At 34.2% G+C, this 24,258-nt stretch carries 28 protein-coding genes, 1 tRNA gene and 1 rRNA gene; 6 read left to right on the top strand and 24 right to left on the bottom strand.

Annotated features, from left to right (window positions below; genetic code table 11):
- Positions 1–13 precede the first annotated feature (13 nt).
- Genes GFS03_RS11220 through GFS03_RS11180 form a run of 9 tightly spaced genes read right to left on the bottom strand, consistent with a single transcriptional unit; the run spans position 14 to position 4,978 of the window.
- Positions 14–214: a DNA-directed RNA polymerase subunit N gene (locus GFS03_RS11220; RefSeq protein ID WP_153424163.1), complete on the bottom strand. Its 201-nt coding sequence runs from the start codon at positions 212–214 to the stop codon at positions 14–16.
- A gap of 6 nt (positions 215–220) precedes the next feature.
- Positions 221–634 (bottom strand): 30S ribosomal protein S9, encoded by a 414-nt coding sequence (locus GFS03_RS11215; protein WP_153424162.1) that lies wholly within the window; start codon positions 632–634, stop codon positions 221–223.
- A complete protein-coding gene (locus GFS03_RS11210; protein WP_153424161.1) occupies positions 631–1,080 on the bottom strand; it encodes a 50S ribosomal protein L13 in 450 nt (149 codons plus the stop codon). Before GFS03_RS11210 ends, GFS03_RS11215 begins: the two co-directional genes overlap by 4 nt.
- The gene (locus tag GFS03_RS11205) at positions 1,077–1,436 is read right to left on the bottom strand and encodes a 50S ribosomal protein L18e (RefSeq protein WP_153424160.1); all 360 of its coding nucleotides are present in this window, start codon (positions 1,434–1,436) and stop codon (positions 1,077–1,079) included. Before GFS03_RS11205 ends, GFS03_RS11210 begins: the two co-directional genes overlap by 4 nt.
- On the bottom strand, positions 1,433–2,230 hold the full coding sequence (locus GFS03_RS11200) for a DNA-directed RNA polymerase subunit D (protein WP_153424159.1): 798 nt from the start codon (positions 2,228–2,230) through the stop codon (positions 1,433–1,435). The genes GFS03_RS11205 and GFS03_RS11200 overlap by 4 nt, the downstream gene beginning before the upstream one ends.
- Before the next feature lie 11 nt (positions 2,231–2,241).
- On the bottom strand, positions 2,242–2,640 hold the full coding sequence (locus GFS03_RS11195; protein ID WP_012712014.1) for a 30S ribosomal protein S11: 399 nt from the start codon (positions 2,638–2,640) through the stop codon (positions 2,242–2,244).
- Positions 2,624–3,169, bottom strand: coding sequence for a 30S ribosomal protein S4 (locus tag GFS03_RS11190; RefSeq protein WP_153424158.1), 546 nt, complete (start codon positions 3,167–3,169; stop codon positions 2,624–2,626). Before GFS03_RS11190 ends, GFS03_RS11195 begins: the two co-directional genes overlap by 17 nt.
- A gap of 10 nt (positions 3,170–3,179) precedes the next feature.
- Positions 3,180–3,680 (bottom strand): 30S ribosomal protein S13, encoded by a 501-nt coding sequence (locus tag GFS03_RS11185; protein WP_153424157.1) that lies wholly within the window; start codon positions 3,678–3,680, stop codon positions 3,180–3,182.
- Between the two features lie 20 nt (positions 3,681–3,700).
- A complete protein-coding gene (locus tag GFS03_RS11180; RefSeq protein ID WP_153424156.1) occupies positions 3,701–4,978 on the bottom strand; it encodes an AIR synthase related protein in 1,278 nt (425 codons plus the stop codon).
- A 203-nt stretch (positions 4,979–5,181) separates the two neighbouring features.
- Here GFS03_RS11180 and GFS03_RS11175 point away from each other — a divergent pair, with 203 nt between their 5' ends.
- Genes GFS03_RS11175 through dnaG form a run of 3 tightly spaced genes read left to right on the top strand, consistent with a single transcriptional unit; the run spans position 5,182 to position 7,897 of the window.
- Entirely contained in the window at positions 5,182–5,538 is a 357-nt protein-coding gene (locus tag GFS03_RS11175) for a hypothetical protein (protein WP_153424155.1), read from the top strand.
- A 45-nt stretch (positions 5,539–5,583) separates the two neighbouring features.
- On the top strand, positions 5,584–6,669 hold the full coding sequence (locus tag GFS03_RS11170; protein WP_153424154.1) for a tyrosine--tRNA ligase: 1,086 nt from the start codon (positions 5,584–5,586) through the stop codon (positions 6,667–6,669).
- Between the two features lie 19 nt (positions 6,670–6,688).
- A complete protein-coding gene (gene dnaG / locus GFS03_RS11165) occupies positions 6,689–7,897 on the top strand; it encodes a DNA primase DnaG (RefSeq protein WP_153424153.1) in 1,209 nt (402 codons plus the stop codon).
- Here dnaG and GFS03_RS11160 read toward each other — a convergent pair.
- Both GFS03_RS11160 and rimI read right to left on the bottom strand, forming a co-directional pair.
- On the bottom strand, positions 7,884–10,175 hold the full coding sequence (locus GFS03_RS11160) for a DNA-directed DNA polymerase (protein ID WP_153424152.1): 2,292 nt from the start codon (positions 10,173–10,175) through the stop codon (positions 7,884–7,886). The two genes, dnaG and GFS03_RS11160, sit on opposite strands and share 14 nt — an antisense overlap.
- Positions 10,176–10,226: 51 nt before the next feature.
- Complete coding sequence (gene rimI / locus GFS03_RS11155; RefSeq protein ID WP_153424151.1) at positions 10,227–10,682, bottom strand: ribosomal protein S18-alanine N-acetyltransferase; 456 nt, start codon at positions 10,680–10,682, stop codon at positions 10,227–10,229.
- An 18-nt stretch (positions 10,683–10,700) separates the two neighbouring features.
- Between rimI and GFS03_RS11150 the strand changes: the two genes are divergently transcribed.
- Positions 10,701–11,735, top strand: coding sequence for an mRNA surveillance protein pelota (locus GFS03_RS11150; RefSeq protein WP_153424150.1), 1,035 nt, complete (start codon positions 10,701–10,703; stop codon positions 11,733–11,735).
- Here GFS03_RS11150 and GFS03_RS11145 read toward each other — a convergent pair.
- From GFS03_RS11145 to GFS03_RS11135, 3 genes are read right to left on the bottom strand one after another with little or no spacing between them, the layout of a single operon-like run.
- A complete protein-coding gene (locus GFS03_RS11145) occupies positions 11,706–12,758 on the bottom strand; it encodes a radical SAM protein (RefSeq protein ID WP_153424149.1) in 1,053 nt (350 codons plus the stop codon). The two genes, GFS03_RS11150 and GFS03_RS11145, sit on opposite strands and share 30 nt — an antisense overlap.
- The gene (locus GFS03_RS11140) at positions 12,706–13,284 is read right to left on the bottom strand and encodes a DUF1122 family protein (protein WP_153424148.1); all 579 of its coding nucleotides are present in this window, start codon (positions 13,282–13,284) and stop codon (positions 12,706–12,708) included. Before GFS03_RS11140 ends, GFS03_RS11145 begins: the two co-directional genes overlap by 53 nt.
- Positions 13,277–13,933: a nucleotidyltransferase domain-containing protein gene (locus tag GFS03_RS11135; RefSeq protein ID WP_153424147.1), complete on the bottom strand. Its 657-nt coding sequence runs from the start codon at positions 13,931–13,933 to the stop codon at positions 13,277–13,279. The genes GFS03_RS11140 and GFS03_RS11135 overlap by 8 nt, the downstream gene beginning before the upstream one ends.
- Here GFS03_RS11135 and GFS03_RS11130 point away from each other — a divergent pair.
- On the top strand, positions 13,907–15,061 hold the full coding sequence (locus GFS03_RS11130) for a site-2 protease family protein (RefSeq protein ID WP_153424146.1): 1,155 nt from the start codon (positions 13,907–13,909) through the stop codon (positions 15,059–15,061). The two genes, GFS03_RS11135 and GFS03_RS11130, sit on opposite strands and share 27 nt — an antisense overlap.
- On the opposite strand, the gene lysS is transcribed toward GFS03_RS11130, so the two are convergent.
- The 10 genes from lysS to map all read right to left on the bottom strand — a co-directional run bounded on the left by lysS (position 15,042) and on the right by map (position 23,521).
- On the bottom strand, positions 15,042–16,520 hold the full coding sequence (lysS, locus tag GFS03_RS11125) for a lysine--tRNA ligase (RefSeq protein ID WP_153424145.1): 1,479 nt from the start codon (positions 16,518–16,520) through the stop codon (positions 15,042–15,044). The two genes, GFS03_RS11130 and lysS, sit on opposite strands and share 20 nt — an antisense overlap.
- A 57-nt stretch (positions 16,521–16,577) precedes the next feature.
- Positions 16,578–16,716, bottom strand: a tRNA-Trp gene (locus GFS03_RS11120).
- 62 nt (positions 16,717–16,778) lie between these two features.
- Complete coding sequence (gene rpl7ae, locus GFS03_RS11115) at positions 16,779–17,162, bottom strand: 50S ribosomal protein L7Ae (RefSeq protein ID WP_009988903.1); 384 nt, start codon at positions 17,160–17,162, stop codon at positions 16,779–16,781.
- Between the two features lie 295 nt (positions 17,163–17,457).
- Complete coding sequence (locus GFS03_RS11110; protein ID WP_153424144.1) at positions 17,458–19,185, bottom strand: glutamate--tRNA ligase; 1,728 nt, start codon at positions 19,183–19,185, stop codon at positions 17,458–17,460.
- The gene (locus tag GFS03_RS11105; RefSeq protein ID WP_153424143.1) at positions 19,172–19,858 is read right to left on the bottom strand and encodes a phosphoglycolate phosphatase; all 687 of its coding nucleotides are present in this window, start codon (positions 19,856–19,858) and stop codon (positions 19,172–19,174) included. Before GFS03_RS11105 ends, GFS03_RS11110 begins: the two co-directional genes overlap by 14 nt.
- On the bottom strand, positions 19,855–21,054 hold the full coding sequence (locus GFS03_RS11100; protein ID WP_153424142.1) for an HD domain-containing protein: 1,200 nt from the start codon (positions 21,052–21,054) through the stop codon (positions 19,855–19,857). Before GFS03_RS11100 ends, GFS03_RS11105 begins: the two co-directional genes overlap by 4 nt.
- A gap of 44 nt (positions 21,055–21,098) precedes the next feature.
- Positions 21,099–21,210 (bottom strand): 5S ribosomal RNA (gene rrf, locus GFS03_RS11095).
- 36 nt (positions 21,211–21,246) lie between these two features.
- Positions 21,247–21,441 (bottom strand): hypothetical protein, encoded by a 195-nt coding sequence (locus tag GFS03_RS11090; RefSeq protein ID WP_153424141.1) that lies wholly within the window; start codon positions 21,439–21,441, stop codon positions 21,247–21,249.
- Positions 21,442–22,572 carry a DUF1512 domain-containing protein gene (locus GFS03_RS11085; protein ID WP_153424140.1) on the bottom strand — a complete coding sequence of 377 codons (1,131 nt, stop codon included), beginning with the start codon at positions 22,570–22,572 and terminating at the stop codon, positions 21,442–21,444. It abuts the gene before it with no gap.
- Between the two features lie 43 nt (positions 22,573–22,615).
- Positions 22,616–23,521: a type II methionyl aminopeptidase gene (map, locus tag GFS03_RS11080; RefSeq protein ID WP_153424139.1), complete on the bottom strand. Its 906-nt coding sequence runs from the start codon at positions 23,519–23,521 to the stop codon at positions 22,616–22,618.
- 53 nt (positions 23,522–23,574) lie between these two features.
- Between map and GFS03_RS11075 the strand changes: the two genes are divergently transcribed.
- On the top strand, positions 23,575–24,258 hold the full coding sequence (locus tag GFS03_RS11075; RefSeq protein ID WP_153424138.1) for a metal-dependent hydrolase: 684 nt from the start codon (positions 23,575–23,577) through the stop codon (positions 24,256–24,258).

The following is a 24,258-nucleotide window of genomic DNA, read 5'->3' as shown; positions in this document are numbered from 1 at the left end:
ATTGCTCACCCTTTCAAATTGGTCTAGTGTAATGTATCACTTCATTAATTATATCTATGTGAGATAAAAGCATTCTTCTGCAACAGTATCTTTTCACGCCTAATTCATCAAGAACCTTCGCTGGATTTTCCCCTGCGTTAACTCTTGTTATAAATGGCTGCCACTTATCAGCAATCAATGAACCGCATGTAAAGCATCTAATTGGGATCATCATTTCAATTCACCTGTATGATTTCTGCCTCCATCTCCTGGCGCTATATCTCATCCATTTTTCTGATTCCGTCTGCCTAGGATCTCCAGCTAACATTGTCCTATCATAAGCCCTATATATCTTCTTTAATTCCTCACTACCAGTAAACTTAACTAGTGCCCTAGCCAAAGCCATTCTGGCTGCATCAGCTTGTCCTATTATTCCACCTCCATAAGTTACTATTTTAGCATCAATTTTTGATCTAACATCATTTCCAGCTAAAAGCAATGGTTCCATGATTTTTGATCTTACCATCTCAATTGGTATTAACTCAATTGGTACATTATTTACTAACACTCTTCCTTTTCCCGGGAATATATAACATGTGGCTCTAGCAGTCTTCCTCCTAGCGCTTGAAATAATTACTTTCTGTTCTTCACTCATCTACTCCACCCTAGTTCTTTTGAAACCACTTCTACTGTAACATACTTACCTTTAAGTCTACTCACATCAGCGTCTGGAAATTTAATAAATTGTCTCCCCTCAAATTCCTTTGGTACTCCAATATATACCTTAACATTCTTTAACATTCTACGTCCTTTACTACTTTTAGGTAACATTCCCCTAATAGTCCTTTTAACAATATTTATTGGTGATCTAGGCCTTCTAATCCCATTTCTATAAGGATTGAAAAGTGTTCTTACTGTTAAAAGTAATTTATAGGACTGAATAACTCTGTTTTTGTCCCCACTTATTACTGCTTTTTCTCCATTGACTATAACTACCTTTTTACCTTCCTTTAGCAATCTAACTACATTACTCGCCATCCTACCTAAGATCTGACCTTCAGCATTGATTACTACTTCTTGCTCCTGAACTTGTGTACTCATTGTTTCATCAACCTCACACTTTTTCCTTTAAAATCCTTAAAGGTTTCCAAAGCTTTATATATACTCATAGCTTGACCTCCTGAAGCCCTAATTTTTTCTATAGCAGATTTTGAGAAATCTAGTGCAATAACCGTCACTACGTGATCTAGTTTACCTATACCTAAGACTTTTCCTGGAACAACAACTATATCGTTTGGTCTAGTGTACTTGTTTATCTTGTATAAATTTATATAGGGTCTTTTCCTGGAAGGCACCGATAACTCTTCGGCTACCTTTCTCCACAATGGTTTCTTAGATTTTTCCAAATTTCTAATAAGCTTTCTAACCATTATATTCGTACTACCAGTTACCTTCATTTGATCACCTCTACCAGCTTCTTCTCTAATTCTTCAATCTTTCTAATAATGCTTTTACCAGCCTCTAATAAAATTCTCTCTGGTCTGAGAGATCCAACGCTTTCAAGCTCCAGAATATATTTATCTTCTACAGAGGAAATTCTAATTGAACCATTACAATATCTTAAACACTCTTCACAAAGTGTACAAGCTAATTCATTCTTTACTAAGACTTTACCATCTTTTAATTCAAATACACCTTCTGGACAAACATTAACTGCTTTTTCACAATTTTCTAGTATCTCAACTTTCGGATAGTATCTAAGTATTGCCAAAGAAACTGGTATAAACTTAGCATGCTCTTTGCCGTAGCCTAATCTTAACCTAGCTTCAAGTGATATCTTTTGATTCGTACCTAATAACACAATTGGTATATCTCCAGATATTGGAGTTATTGATGGATCCTCTGACTTTATATCTTTAGAGTATATTATTTTAGGCTCATTTAATGCTTCTGCTTCAATGTAAATCTTAGTATAACATTTTTCACAGTTTTCAGTACACTCGACACACTCTTCTGGCCATCTATACGTATCTAAAGCTTCCTCTGACGTAAATGGTACTAAAGCTAACCTATGTGCCAATATTTCATCGTATAAAGGGCTGTTATTCTCTATGAAATATACATCATCAATAGCCATTACTGGCACATAAAGCATCGCCGCTCTCCTAATTGCATTTACAAATTCTAAAGGATAACCCTCAAAAACTAGATCTATCCTCTTATCATTCCTATATAGTAAATTAATTGACATGCATAAGCCGCCTATACTCTTCTTCCTCTTCTTCCACCAGGTCTCCTTATAGTATCATGAGGAATAGGTGTCACATCTTCAATTCTTCCTATAATGAACCCGGCTCTAGCCAATGCTCTAATTGCAGGCTGTGCACCAGGTCCAGGAGTCTTACTACCATACCCACCAGGTGCCCTAACCTTGATATGAAGTGCCATTATACCTTTTTCAAGAGCGTCGCTAGCAGCTTTATTTGCAGCTAACATTGCTGCATAGGGAGATGACTTTTCTCTGTCAGCTTTCACTACCATTCCTCCGCTAGCTCTAGAGATTATTTCCGCGCCAGTAAGATCACTTATAGTTATTAGAGTGTTATTCTGTGATGCATAAATATGAGCTATACCCCATCTAATTTCACGCCTGCTTGACACCTACCTCACCTCCCTCTTGTTGTGACATTACTGGTGGTCTTGATTTAAATGAGGAAGTAACATAATAATCTATTAAATTTTCATCGTCTACATTAACAATATAACTTGGAGATGTAACTCTTTTACCGTTAACTGCAATATGACCATGAGTTATTAACTGCCTAGCTTGATAGATTGTACTTGCCAATCCTTTCTTATACACTATAGTCTGTAATCTTCTCTCCAATAGATCTTGCTCGGTTAAACTTAGAATATCATCAACAGTTGCAGTTTCTCTCTTTAATAAGCCCATCTTCAACAGCTTCCCTACTAACTGTTTTTCTCTGACCACTCTTTCTGCAGGTGGTAATGCTAATAATGATCTTGCTTGATGCCTAAACGTTCTAATTATTGTTTGCGCTATCCAGATTTCCCTTTTATTTCTTAAACCGTATTTTCCTAATAGTTCTTGCTCATAGCTTATTCTTTCTTTTATCCATGGATGACCTGGACTTTCCCATTTTTTCCTACTTTTTTTCGGATCTCCCATCTAGACCACCTTAAGAGGATTTCTGCTGTTGTTGGGAAGAAGATTGTTGAGCTTGTGGTTGCGCAGCTTTCTTTCTAGCCACACCTACAGTCATACCAGTCCTTCCCGTAGTCCTAGTTCTTTGACCTCTAACCTTTAAGCCTAACGAATGTCTAACTCCTCTCCAACTTCTACTCTTCTTCTCTCTTTCTATATCATTTCTTACGTAAAAGATTAGATCAGAAGTCACTAAATGCATATCTAAACCACTCTCGTAATCTTTACGCCTATTATATAACCAACTAGGTAAACCTTTAATTGTATGATCACTTATTACAGACTCAACTTTCTTTATATCGGCATCGGATAGTTCACCTAATCTCGCGTTCGGATCCATTCCTAGTTTTCGTATAATTGCTTTAGCAGTATTATAACCAACTCCCTTTACCATCGCTAAGGCGTAAGGTAATTTCATAGTTCCATCTACATCTTGTCCGAAAATCCTAACAACGTACTTAAACTGTTGACTCATTAAGTATCAGCTTGTATGGTCTATGTAAAACTAGTTTTTAAGTTTTTCAATACGTTTTCCATTTTTGTTTTTGCCTCGGCTATTGCATAATCTAAACGATTTGATATATATTCTATACTATAAGGAGAATAATTCCCAATATATTTCTTTATAGGAGTATAAGGACTTTCCCTAAATTGTGGTTTAAGTTCTTTTCCTCCATATGTAATTATAGGATATTGTCTAAAATCGTCTATATAACCTATGACTTCACTTCTAATATTATGTTGAGTTAATCTCTCTTTAACTAAATCTGGATTGTCAGTAAATATAAGTATTGAATCAATTGATATACCAAAAGGATCTATGTTAATCTCTTCTAGCATTTTTCTTACTTTTGGATTTATTAATGAGAGAAACTTCTCGTCATCTATCACAAAACTTAGATTAGTTATTTTTGAAACCTCTAGAGCATCAGCACGTATCCCACCATTAGTAACGTCTGTCATAGAATAAACATTACTCGACAAATGATCCCTAACTACGATACAAGTGAGCAAGTCCTTAATGTTCAGCGTCTCCAAAATCACCTCGGGCATACCGTTATAAATGGCTGTAGTGGCAATGGTTCCACCGCCATTTCCTTCAGTCATGACTATGTTTAATCCTTTCCTTACTCTTCTCCTTAAGAAATCCTTAGACTTCAATACTCCTATTGAACCTACGGCCCCACTTATCCTATCTCCTAAAACCAAATCTCCACCTATCCTTAACGTACTACCACTCAATATTGGCACATTTAACGCTTTACTAATTGTAGTAACACCTGCTTCAAAGTCTATTAACATTCCTACATCACTATCATCAGAAAGATGTATGTCTACGATTAAACCCAATGGATAAGCACCCTTAACCATTATATCCCTCAATGTTGCTCTTGTAGCGTAGAAACCGGCTAGGAACGGAAAATAAGATAATCTCGAATGAATACCGTCTATAGAGACAACTATGTTTTCCCTTATCCCAGCATCATCATACTCCTCAATTTGCTTTCCAGCTAACTCAAATAACTTGGTATGTATTAAATTGTCCCCTATTCCTCTTGATCCTAATCCTGCTTCTCCAGCTCTTATGGTAGTCTTAGGAAAACTAAACATGCTATCGGCTTTCATGGAATTTATAACTTCTGTTAAAATAACATTAGAAATCTCTTCTGCATTATAATTATCACCCTTGTAAAACCTTATTTCTTCTATTAGTTTCCTCTTTGCTTTTTCAACATCCGGATAAAGTCTTCTTACTACTCCCTCTAAATCCATTAAAGGCAGTATGTATTGCGTTATAATATATTTTTCTCATCAGATGATTAGATATATTTTGTTTTAAAATACAATATTAACTAAACTACTATATTATAATTTTTTCAATTAGCAACCAAATAGGATCCATGTAATTATTAAGGACGAGTTTATCGTAAAATAACGGGATAATAATAGCTTTTTTAGTAGTATCAGCGTAATAAATATGGGACAAAAAATTGCCACCCACAAACAAACCTCCTTTTGAAAAATTGTATGATTGTGAAAGTGAGAGTTGTATTCAAAAACTAGTAGATGATTATATTTACAATTTACTAACTAATAATAACAATAACAATAACTACGCTTCGTTTAAATTATTTAAAGATGACGATGATAGTGATCACAAATTTATTTTAAATGAAAAAGTAATGTTAAATAGTTACTTATTCATCAAAGTACTTTTAAGGAGAATACTTGAGACGGACCTAGATTTTGAATATGTAGTAGATGATCTCGAGAAAAAACTAGGAAATACGCATCCAATTGTTCTCTTTTTGAAACAATTCAAAGATGATTAGTGCTTTTTTACTTAAACTTCTCTTTACTTTTTGGGGAAACTGATTATGAGTATCGATCAAAGGTTACAGCTTATAACGAGAAATACAGCCGAAATAATAACTATAGATGAATTAAGGAAAAAATTGGAATCTGGCGAAAAATTAAAAGGTTATATAGGATTTGAGCCAAGCGGGCTCTTTCACATTGGATGGTTGATATGGACACAAAAAGTAAAAGATTTAGTGGAAGCAGGCGTTAATATGACCTTATTAAGGGCAACTTGGCATGCATGGATTAACGATAAGTTAGGTGGAGATATTAACCTAATAAAGATAGCAGCTGATTACGCAATTGAGGTAATAAAGAATTACGGAGTTGATACAACTAAGTTAAACATAGTGGATGCTGACGATATAGTTAAGGAGAAAGATTATTGGGCTCTTGTAATAAAAGTAGCTAAAAACGCTAGTCTAGCCAGAATAAAAAGAGCACTAACAATAATGGGAAGAAGAGCAGAAGAGGCTGAAATAGATGCATCAAAACTGATATATCCAGCCATGCAAGTTAGTGACATATTTTACCTAGATTTAGATATTGCATTAGGAGGAACAGACCAGAGAAAAGCTCACATGTTAGCAAGAGACGTAGCAGAAAAAATGGGCAAGAAGAAGGTAATATCAATACATACACCTCTTTTAGTTGGGCTTCAAGGAGGGCAGAGAATGAGCATAACGGAAGGAATGGAAGAAGATGACATCCAGGCTGAGATAAAGATGAGCAAATCGAAGCCAGAATCTGCGATCTTCGTTAATGATAGTAGAGAGGATGTGGAGAAAAAAATAATGAGTGCGTATTGTCCTAAAGGTATAGCAGAAAACAATCCAATTCTTCAAATACTAAAGTATATTATATTTCCACGCTATAATTTTGTAAAGATTGAAAGAGATATCAGATATGGTGGGGACGTTGAATTTAAGGATTACGAGGAGTTAGAAAGAGCTTACATTGAAGGGAAAATACATCCGATGGATTTAAAGAAGGCCACTGTTAGAAGATTAAATGAGATATTAGAACCTATAAGAAAGAGTTTAGAAAAGAAACCCGAATTCGAGGAAATGATTCAGAAGATATCTAAAAGTGTAACAAGGTAATGTAAAGGTGAGCTTACAAATGAAATATGATATAAAGTTAAAATTTGAAGTAGATGGTATAGTTGAAAAAACCGATGTAATAGGAGCAATATTTGGTCAGACTGAAAACTTGTTTGGAGATGAATTTGACCTAAGAGAATTACAAGATAAAGGAAGATTAGGAAGAATTATCGTAGAGATTAAAACCAAAGGAGGAAAAAGCGAAGGAGAAATAATAATACCATCTAACTTAGATAGGATTGAGACTGCGTTAATTGCTGCGATGGTTGAAAGTGTAGATAAGGTAGGGCCATATAATTCAAAATTTGAACTTATAGAAATAGAAGACATTAGAGCTGAAAAACTTAAAAAAATCATAGAAAGAGCAAAAGGAATTTTATCAAGCTGGAGTAAAGAGAAATCGTTAGATATAAAGGAGGTAATAAACGAGATAAGTAGTGCAGTAAAGGTAGGTGAAATAACAGAGTATGGACCAGAGAAATTACCTGCCGGTCCAGACGTAGATAAAGATCCTAATTTGATAATTGTAGAGGGAAGAGCTGATGTAATAAACTTATTAAGATATGGTTATAAAAACGTAATAGCTATAGAGGGAGCAACATCAAGGATACCAGACACAGTCGTTAACCTATCTAAGATGAAGAAGACAGTAATAGCGTTTTTAGACGGAGATCACGGTGGAGATCTAATACTCAAAGAATTATTGAGCAATAATGTAAAGATAGATTATGTGGCAAGAGCACCGGTAGGAAGAGAAGTAGAGGAGCTAACAGGGAAAGAGATCGCAAAAGCGCTATCTAATATGATGCCACTAACTCAATATCTGAAGAAGATTCAAGAGGCAGAAGAAGCAATAGCTAAAAACGTGATTGCAAAAGAGGAAAAGCCAATTCAATCTGAAGCTTCGCAACAGCTCGTACAGATAACTTTGCCACAGAACGTTTTAGAAGAGATCAAAAAACTTCCAGGGACTCTAGAAGGCGTTCTCTATAATAATAATTGGAATTTAATTGAGAGAGTTCAGGTGCGAGATATAATACCTAAACTAGAGGCTTATGAAGACAATAAGGTGGCATACATAGTATTTGACGGAGTGATAACTCAGAGACTATTAGATCTGGCGTCTCAGAAGAATGTTAAGATGATAATAGGGGCTAGAATTGGTGGAATAAACAAGAGACCACCAAACGTTGACATATTAACGTTTATTGACATTATTTCTTCTTAGAAGCTCCGAACATATCCAATATATCAGTTATATTAGTTTTTTTCAAACTCTCCTCAGTTACTCCTAAAGGTCCAAGAATCTTTAGAGATTCTTTGAGCAGTTGATCAATGTAATATTCAATATCTACCCTGTTTTTCTCTTTGACAAAAAAGAAAGGTTCGGCACGATCATGAATGCTACCATGACCTTTTACTATAAGATAACCTATTTTTGAATTTTTAGATATTAAATAACCAGATTGAATTGCTTTTCTTGCAGCAGCTACAAAAGGTAATTGATTATTATACTCACTAAGATCTCTTTCTATATTAATCCAAGTTATTAATTCTTCGATATCGAATTCACCTCTTCTCAGCTTGATTATAGTGGACTTAACTAACTTTACTGCTTTCCTAATATCTTTGCTAGTTAATATCTCTTCTACAATTTTTCTTTTTATATTCTTAAGTAATTCACAAAGATACATATCTTCTTTACCTATTCTTACAATATCTATCTTATCTCCTTCTAATAACCCAGCGTACCTATCATTGCCTAAAACTAGCAATGAGCTGTAGGTTTTCATTACCCTAAGGCTGAGATCATATAGGCTATTTATCTTCAATATTAACTCATTAAGTTTATCTCTAGATCCTCCTTTCACAAATAATAAGAGATCATTAGCTAAAATGACTTCAAAACCCGAGTTTTTAATTAGCTCTACGATAGAATTAATTATTTCATAACTCAACTCGTCAACTGCACTTGCAATCTCTTTTGAGTACCACCTTGAGTTTGTCCAATGAATATAATCGTAAAATGATGACATTAATTCCTCAATTGCCTTTGAGTTTTTAGTATCACGAATATTATTTAGTTCTTGCAAAAATGTTTTATAAAGACTCGACGGTTCTCTCTTAAATTTGTGATTAGAGATTGAGGAAACATTACAATTGTCACACTCTCCTTTGACTAAAGTATCTGGGCCTACATTAAATTTTCTTATTACTGATAGATAAATTGATGATATATCAACAGCATAAACATCATTATAGATACCAATTTTTGGTTCAATAACGATTTTCTTTATTTTTGAAGAACTATTAAGATTATCCACTCGAATTGGGATTAACTCCCCAGATTTTGCAGCAATCCTTATTAGTGAAGCCTCGATCCTATTTCCCCAACTCGCTACTGATAATTTATCTAAAGGTAGGCCAATTACCTTAACCAATTCACTATAAGTTGATAATAGAAAGTTACCTAATAAATAAATAGATTTAGCATTTTCTAGACTATATTGTTTGACTAAATCTCTATTCTTCTCGTTATCCCAATATCTCGAAATCTCGTACCACTTTAACGAGTAACGCTTAGGAGATATACCTAAATAATTTGCTATGTCGTTCAAATCTACATGGGAAGTCGACTTCTCATTTATTAGTAAACCAGCTAAATCTACGTTAAGCCTTCCAGAAACAGAGTAGTGTCCATAGCTACCTTGACTCACTTCGGAGCCTATTTTCCTCCCTACATCTACTTTTATTCCGAACGAATTGGCTCTTTCCATAATATATTTCCAGTGAAAAATATCTATATCAAAGACATATATTATATCAGGATCATAATTTAATATGTAGTCAATAAATTTTCTTATAATTTTGAGATCGTCCACATCTTCATCTAAGCTAAACTGTATGCCACCTTCTTTGCTCCACAAACTTAAAACTACTATTGGATCTTTTCTAGGATTCAAGGATCCATATTTACTATAGATCTGAAAATCGATAGCAATAGCCTTTAATTCTGGTATCTTACCTTCATATTGCGAGAGAATCTTATCTAAAATATATACTTTTTTTGTGCGAAAACCCTCTGGCTTTATCTCGCTCACTTCAGCTCTAAACCAAGTAAATGGTCTTAAATCGAAATCGATTGAGTATCTCATAGTAAACCTTATGTCGGCATCAAATACACCCTTTATATTGTTTGTCTTACTGATCTTTTCTCTACATCTCTTAATTTGAGCAGGTGTGAAAGTTTGTATAAGTAGAGCATCTACAACATTGCCTAAGTATTTCCTTTTAACTTTAGTAATTTGGACAGTTTCACAATTCTTTCTTATATTTTCAATTATTTCCCTCTCATTACCCTCGTATACAACATAAAAATATGGTTTAAAATTTCTCTCTATAACAACGCAACTATTCCCTTCATTGTCAACGGCCCAAATGTAAATTAATGGGGTGTTTTCTTTGATTTCATAGGAGAAGTCTAATATAAAGAAATCCTTAATCATATATTACTAACCAAATGACTGGCTTTTTAATTTATTCAAAGTTTCTAACAATTAATCTAAAAATTTATAATATAAATTCTTCATCATCACAAATGCATGCTTACCTTTACCATAATAATTCCTACGTATATAAGCTACAAGATAACCATTTTCTCGATAGAAGGAAATTGCGGAAAGGTTATTAATATTGACTTCTAAATAGGAGTATTTTACTCCATTCTGCTTAAATCTTTCTTCAATCTCATTCAATAGTTTAGTACCAACACCTTTTTTTCTGTATGCGGGTCTTACAGCTATTGAAATTATGTGCCCTCTATAACCATATTGAATTACACCTATTATATATCCTATTATTTTCTCTCTCTCTTTAGCAACTAAATAAAGTTTAGTCGCAATAAACAAATACGCTCTTAATAACGAATAGGGATACGGATCTTCAAAGCTTTCCTTCTCTATTTGGAATATCTGACCTAAATCTGCCTCTGTTGCATCAGTTATAATTACCATACTATGAAACTATAATTTGTGAGAATATTAGAATTTGATGAGAAGCGTCAAGCAATCAAATTACATGTAGAGTCAGAAGACGATTTGTGGATTTTACATTTAATTATAGAAAAAGATGATAAAGTAGTAGCAAAAACTACTCGAGACATAGGATTAGGAAAAGAGAGTAGAAGAATACCAATGACAATTGTTCTTAAAGTAGATTATACAGAGTTCCAAGAGTTTACCAATAGATTACGAATCCATGGAATTATAGAAGACGCACCCGAAAAATTTGGAATAAGGGGAGCTCATCACACTATCAATTTGGATATAGGAGATGAGATTATCATCGTAAAACAACAATGGAGTAAGTATGCGTTAGATAAACTTAAGAGGCAAAGTAGTAAGAGAAGCAAGATAATAATTGTATTAGCAGATTTTGATGAATATTTAATTGCAATACCGTTTGACCAAGGAATAAAAATACTCTCGGAGAAATTATTAAGATCGTTAAGTGAGGAAGAAGGAATAATAGACCAAAATGCGTTAGAAGTTGCAATAGAGGTTGCAGAATATGTAAAACAATACAATCCAGATGCTATACTATTAGCTGGCCCAGGGTTCTTTAAAGAGGAAGTAGCTAAAAAACTAAATAATATTTTAAAAAATAAAAAGATTTATATTGATAGTGTATCATCTGCCACTAGAGCTGGCCTTCACGAGATATTAAAGAGAGATATAATAGACAAGATAATGGAAGATTATGAGATTGCAATTGGAACCAAGAAAATGGAAAAGGCTATGGAACTTTTGGCTAAACAGCCAGAACTAGTAACCTATGGCTTAGAACAAGTAAAGAATGCTGTTGAAATGGGTGCAGTAGAAACAGTTTTAATAATCGAAGACCTATTATCTTCAAATGATCAAGAGAGGCTAACAGTTGAAAGACTCCTTGAAGATATAGAAAATAAAAGAGGAGAAATAATATTAGTGCCTAGGGAATCACCAATCTATTTTGAGCTAAAGAATCTTACTGGCATATTAGCAATTCTTAGATTTAGAATAAATTAGTTTTTCTCCTACTCTCAATCTTCTGGAATCCGGATGTTCCTCAACTATATAGATTTCATCTATTAAATTAGCGTACTCATTTAATAGATCTTTGATAATACTTGGCGAAACAGAATATTCACCTGAGCCATTAAATTCTCCAAAATTCTCCAATAAGGGAATCTTATAATTGGTTTTAACTATTGCTCTTACAATCGTGGCCTCATTAGTATATTCCTCATACGGTTTTGAATTATATTTAATTATTCTAAAAAATCTAGTTCTAGTTTCGACCAGATCCTTATAAATAGAACTGCAATAATGGACAGTAATCTTTTTGTTTTCCTCAAATTTTTTTAGAACATCAAAGGCAGTATCAAAACTACCTTCTACTCCCGTTATTCCATGTTTAGCATGAAAACCTTTACTATTTAGATTTAAATAGTTCCTAGCATTTAGCTCTAGTTCATTCAAATTTACAAACTTAACATTGTTTTCCTCAGCCCATTTAACCAATCTGACAATTTTATCCCCCTCATTAGGAATAGCTGGTAATTCTAGACCTACATCAATATCGTACTTTAAAGCTATCTTTACTGCATTTAAATATACCTCTTTTATTGGGTGAAATCGTATCTCATCTAATCCTGCATAAACCAGCTCTTTCATTACATCGTCATTAACATAACGTCCAGTAGTATAAAGATGGATATGAAAATCCGAACCGAATTCATTCTTTAGCTCCTCAATAATCTGAGTTACTCTGCCTATTTCAAGAATAGGATCACCACCTGTTATTCCAGCACCTAGAGCTTTCATCCTATATGCCTCATATATTATGTCCATAGTGTCTTTTACTTCGGTTTCATTTGCAAATATCCTATTTTTTCCAAATCTATCGTCACTTACGGGACAATAATAACAGTTATCATCACATTCACCAGTGATAAAGAGGACTAATTTACCTCCTAGTCTACAGAGTTCACATCCTTTAGGTAATTTCCCAGTGTATAATCCTATCTCTGGATTTCCTATAATGGTCAATTAACTCATCTATTCTTTTGAGTATATTCACGTTTTTAATTTCTTCTCTTATTATTTCCAACTGCCTAATCCCCTCATCACCGTTAAGGGGTTTATTTGACTGCAGCTTAGGAAAACCCTCATTACCACCCTCGGGAAAATACCAATCCTTAAACCAGGTGAAACCTGCTAATAATAGTGATAAACCTAAAGGAGTTTCAACTGGATGAGCACCCTTGTATAACATCTCACGAGTTTCATTATCCCTAATGTAGGTTACAAATAGTTTGCTTCCCGGAGAGAGGAAGTTATAGATGATTTTGAAAAAATTTTCCTCCAGATTTTCCTTTCTTAAAATAGGATAATAGTCTATCTCTAACCAAGGAGTGTAATAACCCCTGCCTTTAAAATAATTGCATTTACCTATTAATCTATCATCACTTAATACAAGATTAAATGACACAAGTTCCTTTATATGAGTGTTTTTCAAATCTCTTACTTTTAACTTATAGTAGGAACTAAGACTTACTCCATTAAGCTCAGACATCTACCATCCTCTTGAAAAATTTATTGGACTTATACATCCTATTAAACGCGTCGTAAATACTTTCATTGCCGCTTAAATCATATCTTAAAAAGATGCCGGTATGTCCTCGTTCAATTCTCTTTGTCAATAGCTTTTTTCTTTCCATTATAGTATCTAATGATATCTTAAGAAGTTTTGAAGCGTAATCCTCATTTCCTTCTAATGGAATTTCCATATGGCCATTTTCTGTTGGGATTATTAACATTAATTTCTTATTAACGCCAGGGACTCGTCTATTTTCTAGAAGATCCTTTAAATTTACTAAACCACCAAATGAATAAAATTCAATCTCATTTCTTCTTAATCTGCCTAATGGAAAGGAAATAACTACAGTTTCCTCTTCATCTAATGATAGATAGGCCTTAGGTATGGAATTAGGCGTAGCCTGAATAATATATTTATGATGTACATTTAGCGTATCCAATAGAATTTGATTGGGGTTAAAAACTATAATATCTATATCACTTTTCTCATTTACATCACCTCGGGCTACAGAACCATAAACGTACCCTTCCATTCCATATTGTTTTATAAGCGAAAGAACTTCAATAGCCTTCTTCCTCTTGTCATTTAATACCTTCCAATGACGTTTAGTATACTCTATTTGCACATCTTTTTAATTTCTAAATACATTATTAGATTTGTGGATCAAATATACCTAGCTGTAACGATTTTCTTATCTTTTTGGCTGATCATCTATATTTTAAGAAGAAAACTAGAGAAATATAACCTAACCGTTTATCCATTTTTTATTTTATGGAGGAAAAAAGCCAGAGAATATTGGTTTCCAAAATTTTCCAGATCAAAAGGTTATAGGATTTATGAAAAAATTGCCCTACCTGTAGGTTTCTTACTTATGATAGCGGGGATCTCAACAATATTATATGTAATAGTAGAAATGTTGACCATCAAACCCAATCAAACTCCAACAATAGCACTAAAACCAATAATTCCAGGTTTAACGATAAGTATTTCTCAATTACCATATATACTACTAGCGATAGGGGTTTCAGTAGCTATACATGAGATTTTTCACGCATTATCTGCCACATCAAATAACGTAAAGGTAAAAAATGGAGGAGTTCTGTTACTTGGAATATTCCCTGGAGCATTTGTAGAACCAGATGAAGATGATTTTAATAAATCCACATCTGATGCAAAACTTAAAATAATTGCTGCAGGAATAGTAATTAATTTAGTTTTGGCATTAATAGCGCTTCCGTTATCATTCGAACTTCCATATTTACCCTCATCACTCTCTCAAGGAATAATAATAGAGGGGATAGTTAATGGATCTCCGGCTGCTAACGCATCAATTCACGCAGGAGACGTAATATATTACATAAATGGTTATCGTGTAACGACATTATCTCAGCTTCATCAACTTCTTTATAAATACAATACCGTCCTTATAACTCTTAAACATCCTAATGGTACTTTAAGTAACGTAACTGTTAACATTCCTGATCACCTTTTAGGTGTCTATGTAACATACTATATTCCAGATTATTTAGTTGTGATTTTAACTTTCTTTACATGGTTGTTTATAGTGAATTTCAGCTTGGCTGTGTTTAACGCTGCTCCTCTTATAATAACCGATGGAGGAAAACTCTTTACTGAATTATTAAAGAGAGTATTAGGTGAAAGAAATGGTGAAAAAATTTCGTATTATTTACAGTCACTGTTCCTCCTGATTTTCATATTTGCTATATTCCTCTCTAATCGTCCTCTAGGATAACCTTACTACTTATCATGGGGAAAGGAATAACTTCTTTGATGCTATAATTATTTGTTACTAACATAACTATTCTGTCTATGCCAATACCTAAACCTCCAGTAGGTGGCATTCCATAACTTAAGGCTCTAACAAAGTCCTTATCGTAAGGATGAGCCTCCTCATCACCTCTTCTAAACATCTCTTGTTCTTCTCTAAACAATTTATCTTGCAATATAGGATCATTTAGTTCCGTGTACGCATTTGCAACTTCCATGCCCGCTATGAACATCTCAAATCTTTCTACTAGTCCAGGTTTATTCCTATGCGGTTTACAAAGAGGTGTAGTCTCTATTGGATAATCAGTTACAAAGGTTGGGTTGGTTAAAGTAGGTGTAACTAGTTTATCGAATAATTTCTCTATCATTAGTCCTCTAACATACTGATTTCCTCTAGGAATCAAATTATATCTTTTCATTAACTCCTTAAGTTCATCATCACTCATATTTTCAATATTCTTACCTAAAACTTCAGATAAAGAATCATACATGCTAATTCTCCTAAAGGGAGCTTCGAAGTCTATTTCATATTTTCCATATACTATCTTAGTACTATTTGTAACCTTTTTGATCACACTTTTAAGCAACTCTTCAGTTAAATTCATTATATCATTGTAATCGGCGTACGCCCAATAGAGCTCTAAGAGAGTAAATTCGGGGTTATGAGTTACGTCGATATCTTCATTTCTAAAGACCTTCCCTATTTCGAAAACTTTGTTAAATCCACCTATTATGTATCTTTTTAAGTACAATTCTAATGCTATTCTTAAGTACCAATCTTCATTTAAGTAATTTACATGCGTTTTGAACGGTTTTGCTAATGCCCCACCATATACTGGTTGAACTATAGGCGTTTCAACTTCGATAAAGCCTTTAGAATAGAGAAACTCTCTAATTTCTCTTATGATCATATATCTTATTTCCATAGCCCTCCTAGCGTTATCGTTATAGAGGAAATCAACATATCTATGTGCATATCTAAATTCTGGGGAAAGCTTAGACCAATCTGGAGGCTCTATAAGGGCTTTCGATAATAACTGATAATCCTTTACAAGTAGACTTAATTCTCCTTTCATCGTATAGAATAAATCGCCTTTTACACCTATTATATCTCCTCTACCAACATATGTGAAGAATCTGTCATATTTCTCTTTAAGCTCATCAACCCTCAAATATATTTGTAATTTCTCACCTTCATCAAATATATCTACAAATGATGCTTTTCCATGCCTTCTTATGTTAGCTACACGTCCCGCTGTAGATATATTAAACATAAACGGTTCATGAGATTTGTTACCTTGTGATAAGGCAAGAAGTTTAATATCTTTGATCGAATGGGTTATTTCGTATTTATGAGGATATGGCTCAATACCATTTTTTCTTAGTTCTTCAACGATTTTTAGCCTCCTTTCGTCCCAATTCATCAACAATTAGATAACTTAGCAAAAATTAAAGTCTGTCTTCTTTTTCGTTTAAATGTATGGGCCCGGCGGGACTCGAACCCGCGACCACTGGGTCTCTCCTCTCCAGATACACTTCATCCCCATAAAGGGTCTTTAGACCCAATGTCTAGCATTGATATCTGGAGCCCAGCACTCTACCTGGCTAAGCTACGGGCCCTTACTAGTATTAGATAAGACTAAAAACAAAATAAGTTTAATGGTAAAAAATATTGTTGGAATTTAGCTTGAAGTTTTACCTTTAATTTCGTTTACTCTCTTAATTATCTCATCAACTAAATCCTTAGCTTCTCCTGGCTCTAAGATAGCAGCAGATGCTGTAGCCACTTGCAATCCACAAGCTTCACCTAAAGCTTTTTTAGAGGAAACGTATACATAGGGTATCTTTTTCTCATCGCATAACAACGGTAAGTGTGCGACTATTTCCTCAGGCTGTACATCTTCGGCAATAATTACTAATTTAGCTTGACCTCTTTCTACTGCTTTTGTCGTCTCATTTGTACCTTTCTTTATCTTTCCACTTTCCTTAGCTTTTCTTACTGCCTCTAACACCTTATCTGCTAGATCTTGCGGTACTTCAAATTTCACATAACTAGCTTTTGACATTGCGTTCATCCTCCTCCTATTTCGTCACGCAAGTCTTTAAAAGAATGAGCAAAAATAAAGTTTACTACCGAACAAGGCAAAAGCTTAACCCTTTTAGAGAGAGGAGTTAACGTCAAGGTCTTAAAGTCTATAAAAATAATAAATTCTGTATTTATATGAGAGAGTTTTTACTCACTGTTCTTCTTACATGCTAGTTAAATAGTAAGTTTAACATTCTCCCTGTCATAATGGGTCAGGCTTTCAGCTGTGACATGAGAACGATTATGTTAATCTCCTTGGGATAGTATAAAGGAGGTCAATCATGTGAAAAGACTACAGATACCTTATTACCGTCTTTCTTATCTACTCTTACAAATCCAAACCTATAAAATTGCACAATTTCATCTATCACCAAATCCTTTGCAATTCTCTCTGCGTACCCATTTATTATTTTTATATCGTCTTTTTCAGCTTTTTCTACTATTACTGGAACTTTTTCATCCGCTTTTACCCATTGAACTACTCTTGCATTGACTTTCTTAGCCTCGTCTAACGTTTTGCTATGAAAAACAAGCTTACGATTACGTTTATCAACCTTGACATTGCACAATTCCATTAGCCTTAATATGCTATCATCTTCTGCATCGATAGATTCAATCAAAATTTTATCCCCAGAAGTAACAATGATAGTTCTATCCCCTTCTTCTTGTTTAGAAGGAATTAAAGGTATCTTAGCCTTCATTGTTTGAGGTAGTTCGATAGTAAACTCTTCGGCGTCCTTTACAAACAGTATTCTTTTTGCTATAGGATCTAGTTTTTTCCTATTAATTGCTGCTATATTCTCAAAACTTATAGTAGCATCAGTTACCTTTACTCCGACATCAATTATTACGTCTTTAATAGTATCTGGTAAGATTCCCCTTCTTCTAAGTCCAGCTAAAGTTGGTAATCTAGGGTCATCCCTATTGGTACCTTTCTCTAACATTCCCCTTATTTTAGACTTACTCATCATAAATCCCTCAAGTTTTAGTCTTCCAAACTGTAAGACTTCTGGAAATTCCCATCCCATATATTCGGAAATGTACTTTTGTTTTTCTGTATTTGACATATGTTCTTTAGCTCTCAATACATGTGTAACACCAAGTTCATGATCATCTATTGCAGAAGCGAAATTATAGGTAGGCCATACACAATATTTACTCCCTACTCGTGGATGAGGATTTCTATCAGTATCGATTATTCTAAGCATTACCCAGTCTATTTGAGAGGGATCTGGGTCCATTAAATTAGTCTTTAACCTAACTACAGCTTTTCCTTCTTTAAATGTCCCTCCTAGCATTTTTTCAAAAAGTTCTAGATTCTCCTCTACTGAAGAGCTTCTATGTAAACATTCTGGCTCTCTCATATTACCTCTACTATCCCTAAACTTCTTGAAAGTACTGCTATCACATGTATCAACATAAGCATATCCTTTTTCTATCAAATAATGGGCATACTTGTAATATATATCGAGCCTTTCTGAAGCGTAAAGCTCTTGTTCCCATCTAATACCTAACCATTTCAGATCCTCCTTAATCCAATCATATGCGTCTAGAATTGGCCTTTTAACCTTAGGATCTGTATCGTCAAACCTCAGTATGAATTTACCGTTGTACATTTTGGCGTATTCATAAGATAGGATAGCAGCTCTGGCATTTCCTAAATGAAGAGGACCATCTGGATTAGGTGCAAATCTAGTTACTACTTGTCCTTTAACATTAGGAAGGGGTGGTAGTGTTTTCTTTTTTTCTTCATGCCTCTTCTCTTCTAACAACTCCGGATACTTTGTTTCAATTTCAGCTATTTGTTGTTCTAATGTTAATGAATTAACTTGATCTATAATCTCCTTGACAATCTTTACAATCTCTTTTGCATTCGATCTTAATTCTGGTCTCTCCGCTATTATCTTACTCATCACCGGGCCAGTCTCAGCTTTACCATTATGCTTTACTGCGTTCTGGAGAGCGTATTTATATATGATCTCTCGTAAGTCATTTGATGCCATTAAGTTCCCCTTTTAGTAATTTTTCCACAAATTCCCTTACGCCCTTTCCGCTTTTATTTCTTGTTATATAATCAGCCATATTTTTCAGTTCATCATCTGCATTTCCCACTGCTACTTTAAATCCTACTTGCTGAAACAATTCTACATCAGTTGACGAATCCCCGATAGCTGCTACGTCTTCTTTCTTTAAACTTTGTAATTGAAGTAACTTTTCCACTCCTACACTTTTCCCAGCTGGATTATATGCAATGTGAACCGCGTATCCACTACTTTTAATATACAGATTCTTTTCTTTAGCCCAATTTATCATCTCATCAGTTAATTTTGCGGGAACGAAACCATAATCACATTCTCTATACTCGTTTTGCCATGTATCCCTTAACTTAAAGAGAGATTTAAATTCAATCACTAAACTCTTTTCCATTTGTTTACATAACCTATATTTTTCCTTGTAAAATACTATACATCCGTTTTCTGCAACTAATCCTCCATCCAAATAAAGATATGTGTAAAGCCCTCTAAGGATTGGATAAGAATTTCCGCTAACTAAACCTACTTTAATACCTTTTTTCTGCAAGAGCCTTATTGCATAAATCGCATGTAGGTCAATTCTCGTAGAATTTCTATCTTCGGTTAACGTTCCATCTAAATCCATTAAAACTAACTTTATCATGAAACCACATCTCTAGCTCTCTTGGCGTATTCGTAATCTACATAAATTCTTCTAATAGTTAAAGTCTCTGGTATGTGATTAATTAAAGTGGATTTATACTTGATTATATTCATCTCATTATTCTTCGAAATTATATTTATTTTATCTTTACTGAGTATTTTTATTTTCTCTTCAATTGGATATATTGAAATTCTAGGTATTTGATTTCTCTCCAATCTCTCAACCAACTCTTTAATTTCAATATCTCCTCCTTTCGTCTCATTATTATAGGAAACCTCTTCATAAACCACCTTGGGACCTCTTCTATTCAAGAAATTCCTTATTTTCTCTTTTAAATAAAGGGGAGAGTTAGAGGAATATAGATATGTATAAAGAATCATGAAGACCCATTCATCATCCCAATACGATATTGAGGAGTCGTATATAAGATCTCTTAAATTCCTAACGCTTAAAATTGACGAATCGCAGCAATCATAAATAGTTCTAAAAATTTCTCTTAGCATTAACTCATAACCTATTATCGTCTTATGATAATATACAGCTTGATACATGTGAAGTCTGGATATGAAAAAATTTTCTAAACTGTATATACCTTTATCTTGAACAATAATTTCGTTATTATTTCCGTAAAAAATAGTATCCAGAAGTCTATATAAATCAATATTGCCTAATTGTACTCCAGTGTGCCTTGAATCTCTGACTAGATAATCCATTCTATCAACATCTACATCACTATTTATAATTGATGAAATCATAGAATTCCCATTTAAAATTTCTATTATCTTATTATAGTCAATTGATTCTTTGTCAAAAAAATCCCTAAGGTTAGGTGATTTAGAAATTATCATATATCTTAAATCCTTATTTGATAATCCTTTTTCTAGATATAGAGGCTCAAGGCTATGACTAAAAGGAAATTGACCTACATCATGGAGTAATGCAGAGTACTTTAGATAAGTTGACTCTTCATCAGTTATTACTCCTGATTGCTTGAATTTTTCACCTAAAATTGTGGTGAGATAAAAGGTCCCTAATGTGTGACTGAATCTAGTGTGGGTAGCACCGGGATATACTAAGTACGCTAAACTTGTCTGTTTTATTCTCCTTAAGCGCTGAAGCTCAGGCATGTCAATTATCTTCGCCTCTCTATCGTCAAGTTTAATATAACCATAAATCTCGTCATATACTTTCTTCATTGAACTCAGACTAATCTTAAAATCAGAGAAATATAAAAGCCCATCCCAGCTTAGTGGGGCTGCAGATCCTCACGGTATCCACGGCCCCACTAACGTGAGCGGCTTAACTTCCGGGTTCGAAATGAGTCCGGGTGTTGCCCGCTCACTGTGGCCGGGTGGGCAATAAAAACTAATCATAACGCATATAAAAAATTAACTACCCTTCTTTTCTTCTGGTACTACTGCATATATACCTACTATATACAAGTTACCTCCATCTTTTGGACAAGTGCCAACTAATTTAAGAACATAATCACCATCTTGGAAAGATCTTTCCGTTTCATAATCCCCATTAACGCATTTTATTACCGTATAAACGTTTACAGTTTGTTGTTGGTTAGAGGACATTTACTGAGCCACCCCTGCTGTATTCCCCACTCCTACTACCACCACCACATCTCCAGGTTTAGTTCTTTCTAGAATTATCTTCTTTACTAATTCTAATGCCTTAGATGCAGCCTGATAAATTTCCTTCCTCATCTCGGTAATTGCTTCCTCCATACTCATCTTCACTATTACTGCATCTATCGGTATGTTATATTTTACGGCAACCCTCTCTATGCTTATCTTTTCTGGACCCGGATCACCCATTGCAACTCCAGTACCTTCAGCTATAGCCCCAGTGTTTTCCCCTTCTAATTTCAACGCAGCGTCTACGGTTATGATTCTTGTAACTTTACCTTTATACTCCTCTACAGCATTCTCCACCGCCTCTCCAGGTCTTCCTACTGTAGCCATTGGACCCTCAGCCTTTATTACAACTAATTTTCTACCTTCAAATTCTACCTCTCCTGCAACAGTATCTCTACTAGGATTCCATTTTTTATCAGCCTTCATAAATAGATAAGCCGCCACTAACGGACCTAATGAATCCCCTACTGGTATTCCTCTTATGAAAGTATTCATGGCCTTTGAGTATGCTTCGGATATCTTGACAAGTTGTGGAACAACAAACTGTAATTGATATAGGAGAACCACACTATTTAGCTTTTTAGCTAAAATTAAGTAATGCCTTACTATTTTGTATATTAGATTTAACGAATTCACTACTTCTGCAGAGACTTCCAATTTACTTCTATTAACATTGTCTATATTTGGAACCATAAGCGTTATAAGGTCTCTTATCTTATCTTCTCCACTTCTAAGTAGTAATCTCATTCTACTTATTATATCCGTTGGCTCTACATTTACTGGATCTATTATAAACATTTCAGACACTCTTTCAATAAATGGTTTTGGATCTTGAACACCTCTTTCTTTTAATAGCTGCTCCATTTTACTCTTGGACTCATTCAAGTATTTTTCAATCATACTTAGCTGACCTTCTATACCTCTAGCTAGCATCGATACAGTTAGCCTTGTATTAACACCAGGTAAATATAGTAGAAATAATAAAACAAAGAATAGTACATACGTTAAAACGTAGTAAAGAGAACTTGCTTGATTTAAAGATGTTTGTGCTAAAGCAATTAAACTCATTTTTATCGCTAACCTTTACTCATTCGAATTAATTAAACTTTTTTCAAAGGGACTTTGTAGATACTATAATTGAATTACCCTTGACTATAACAGTGTGTTCAAACTGGGAAACAACGCCTTTTTTTATCTCAAGTAAGATAGGATATCCCCTTAATCCACCTTTTTTAACTAAATTTTTTATATTATTTCTTAATTCGTCGACATTTGTAGAAAATTCCTTAAGCCATCTCTCTGAAAATGGCAGATAATTGAAATGCGTGTATATAAAATTTAGAAGTTCATTCTCCTTGGCAGAAAGGCCTTTTACATTAGGATTTTTTAAAGAATATATCGTAACATCTTTTCCTTCTATTACCTCACCACCACCATCGGTAGCGAATGGTTCTATAGCGTAAACAGAATCAGATTGTATAACTCCAAATCCCCTTTCATGGACATTGGGTATAAAGACGCCGGCGTGAAGTTCATAGCGCCTTATAAGATGTCCCCCTAGGTTCCTTATCGGCTTATAGCCTTGAGCTCTTATCATTCTTTCAATAACTTTACCTATCTCACCTACACTTAATCCAGCCTTAAAATTGGCAATTGCAGCTTCAAGAGCGGCTTTAGAAGCGTCTAACAACCTTTGATACTTAGCATCTAAACTGATTGTAGTGGCGGTATCACTAATATATCCATCAATATGAGCTCCTAAATCTAACTTAACTACTGCACCTTCTGGGATTCTCTTTTCATCGTTTATAACTGGACTATAATGAGCTGCTTCTGAATTAATGGATATATTGCATGGGAACGATGGAAACGCCTTATTTTCGATTATTATATTCTCGACCTCTTCACAAATATCTAAAACTTTTGCATTCGCTTTAATGTTTAAGGAAACCTCATCTCTTGCCTTAGCTGCAATTTTCCCTGCTAATAAGAGCTTATTAAGTTCGTCCTCAGTCATGAATGTAGTTTTCGGGGTATAAGCTTTATTTTTTTCTCATAAAAATCTTTTGTATGGCACAGTTAAGATGGTTAGGCCATGCTGCAACCTTGTTAACATTTGGAAATAAGAATATAATAATAGACCCGATGATAAAGAATAACCCATTAAGCCCGGTAAAAATAGACTATTTTAAAAATAATTTGGACATTATAATTGTAACTCATGACCACTACGATCACTTAGGAGATACTGTAGAGTTATTAAAAATGAATCCTAAAGCAAAACTCTATGCAACTTACGATCTAGAAGCATATTTGGCAGAGACCTACAAGATATCCGAGGAAAGCATTATACCAGCTAATGTAGGGGGATTTGTAGAAGTGGATGGAATAAAGCTAGCATTAACTAAAGCTGTACATTCAAGCACACATAGCGATCCAACTGGTGCAATAGTATCTGCAGAAGGAATTACCGTATATCATGCAGGGGATACTGGATTATTTGAGGATATGAAATTAATTGGAGAAGTATTTAAGCCTGATTACGCACTATTACCTATTGGCGGAAGATTCACGATGGATCCTTATCAAGCATCAATAAGCGTCGAGTTTATTAAGCCCAAAAAAGGCGTAATACCAATACACTATAATACTTGGGATTTAATTAAAGTTGACGTAAATGACTTCGTTAAACTAGTTAAAACTAAAGGATATAATCCCATAGTGCTACAGCCCGGTCAAACTATAACGTTGTGA

It is taken from the genome of Sulfolobus sp. E5-1-F (genome assembly GCF_009601705.1).
Classification (GTDB): domain Archaea; phylum Thermoproteota; class Thermoprotei_A; order Sulfolobales; family Sulfolobaceae; genus Saccharolobus.
The sequence above is the reverse complement of the archived record's forward strand: the minus strand, read 5'-3'. Positions and strand labels throughout refer to the sequence as shown.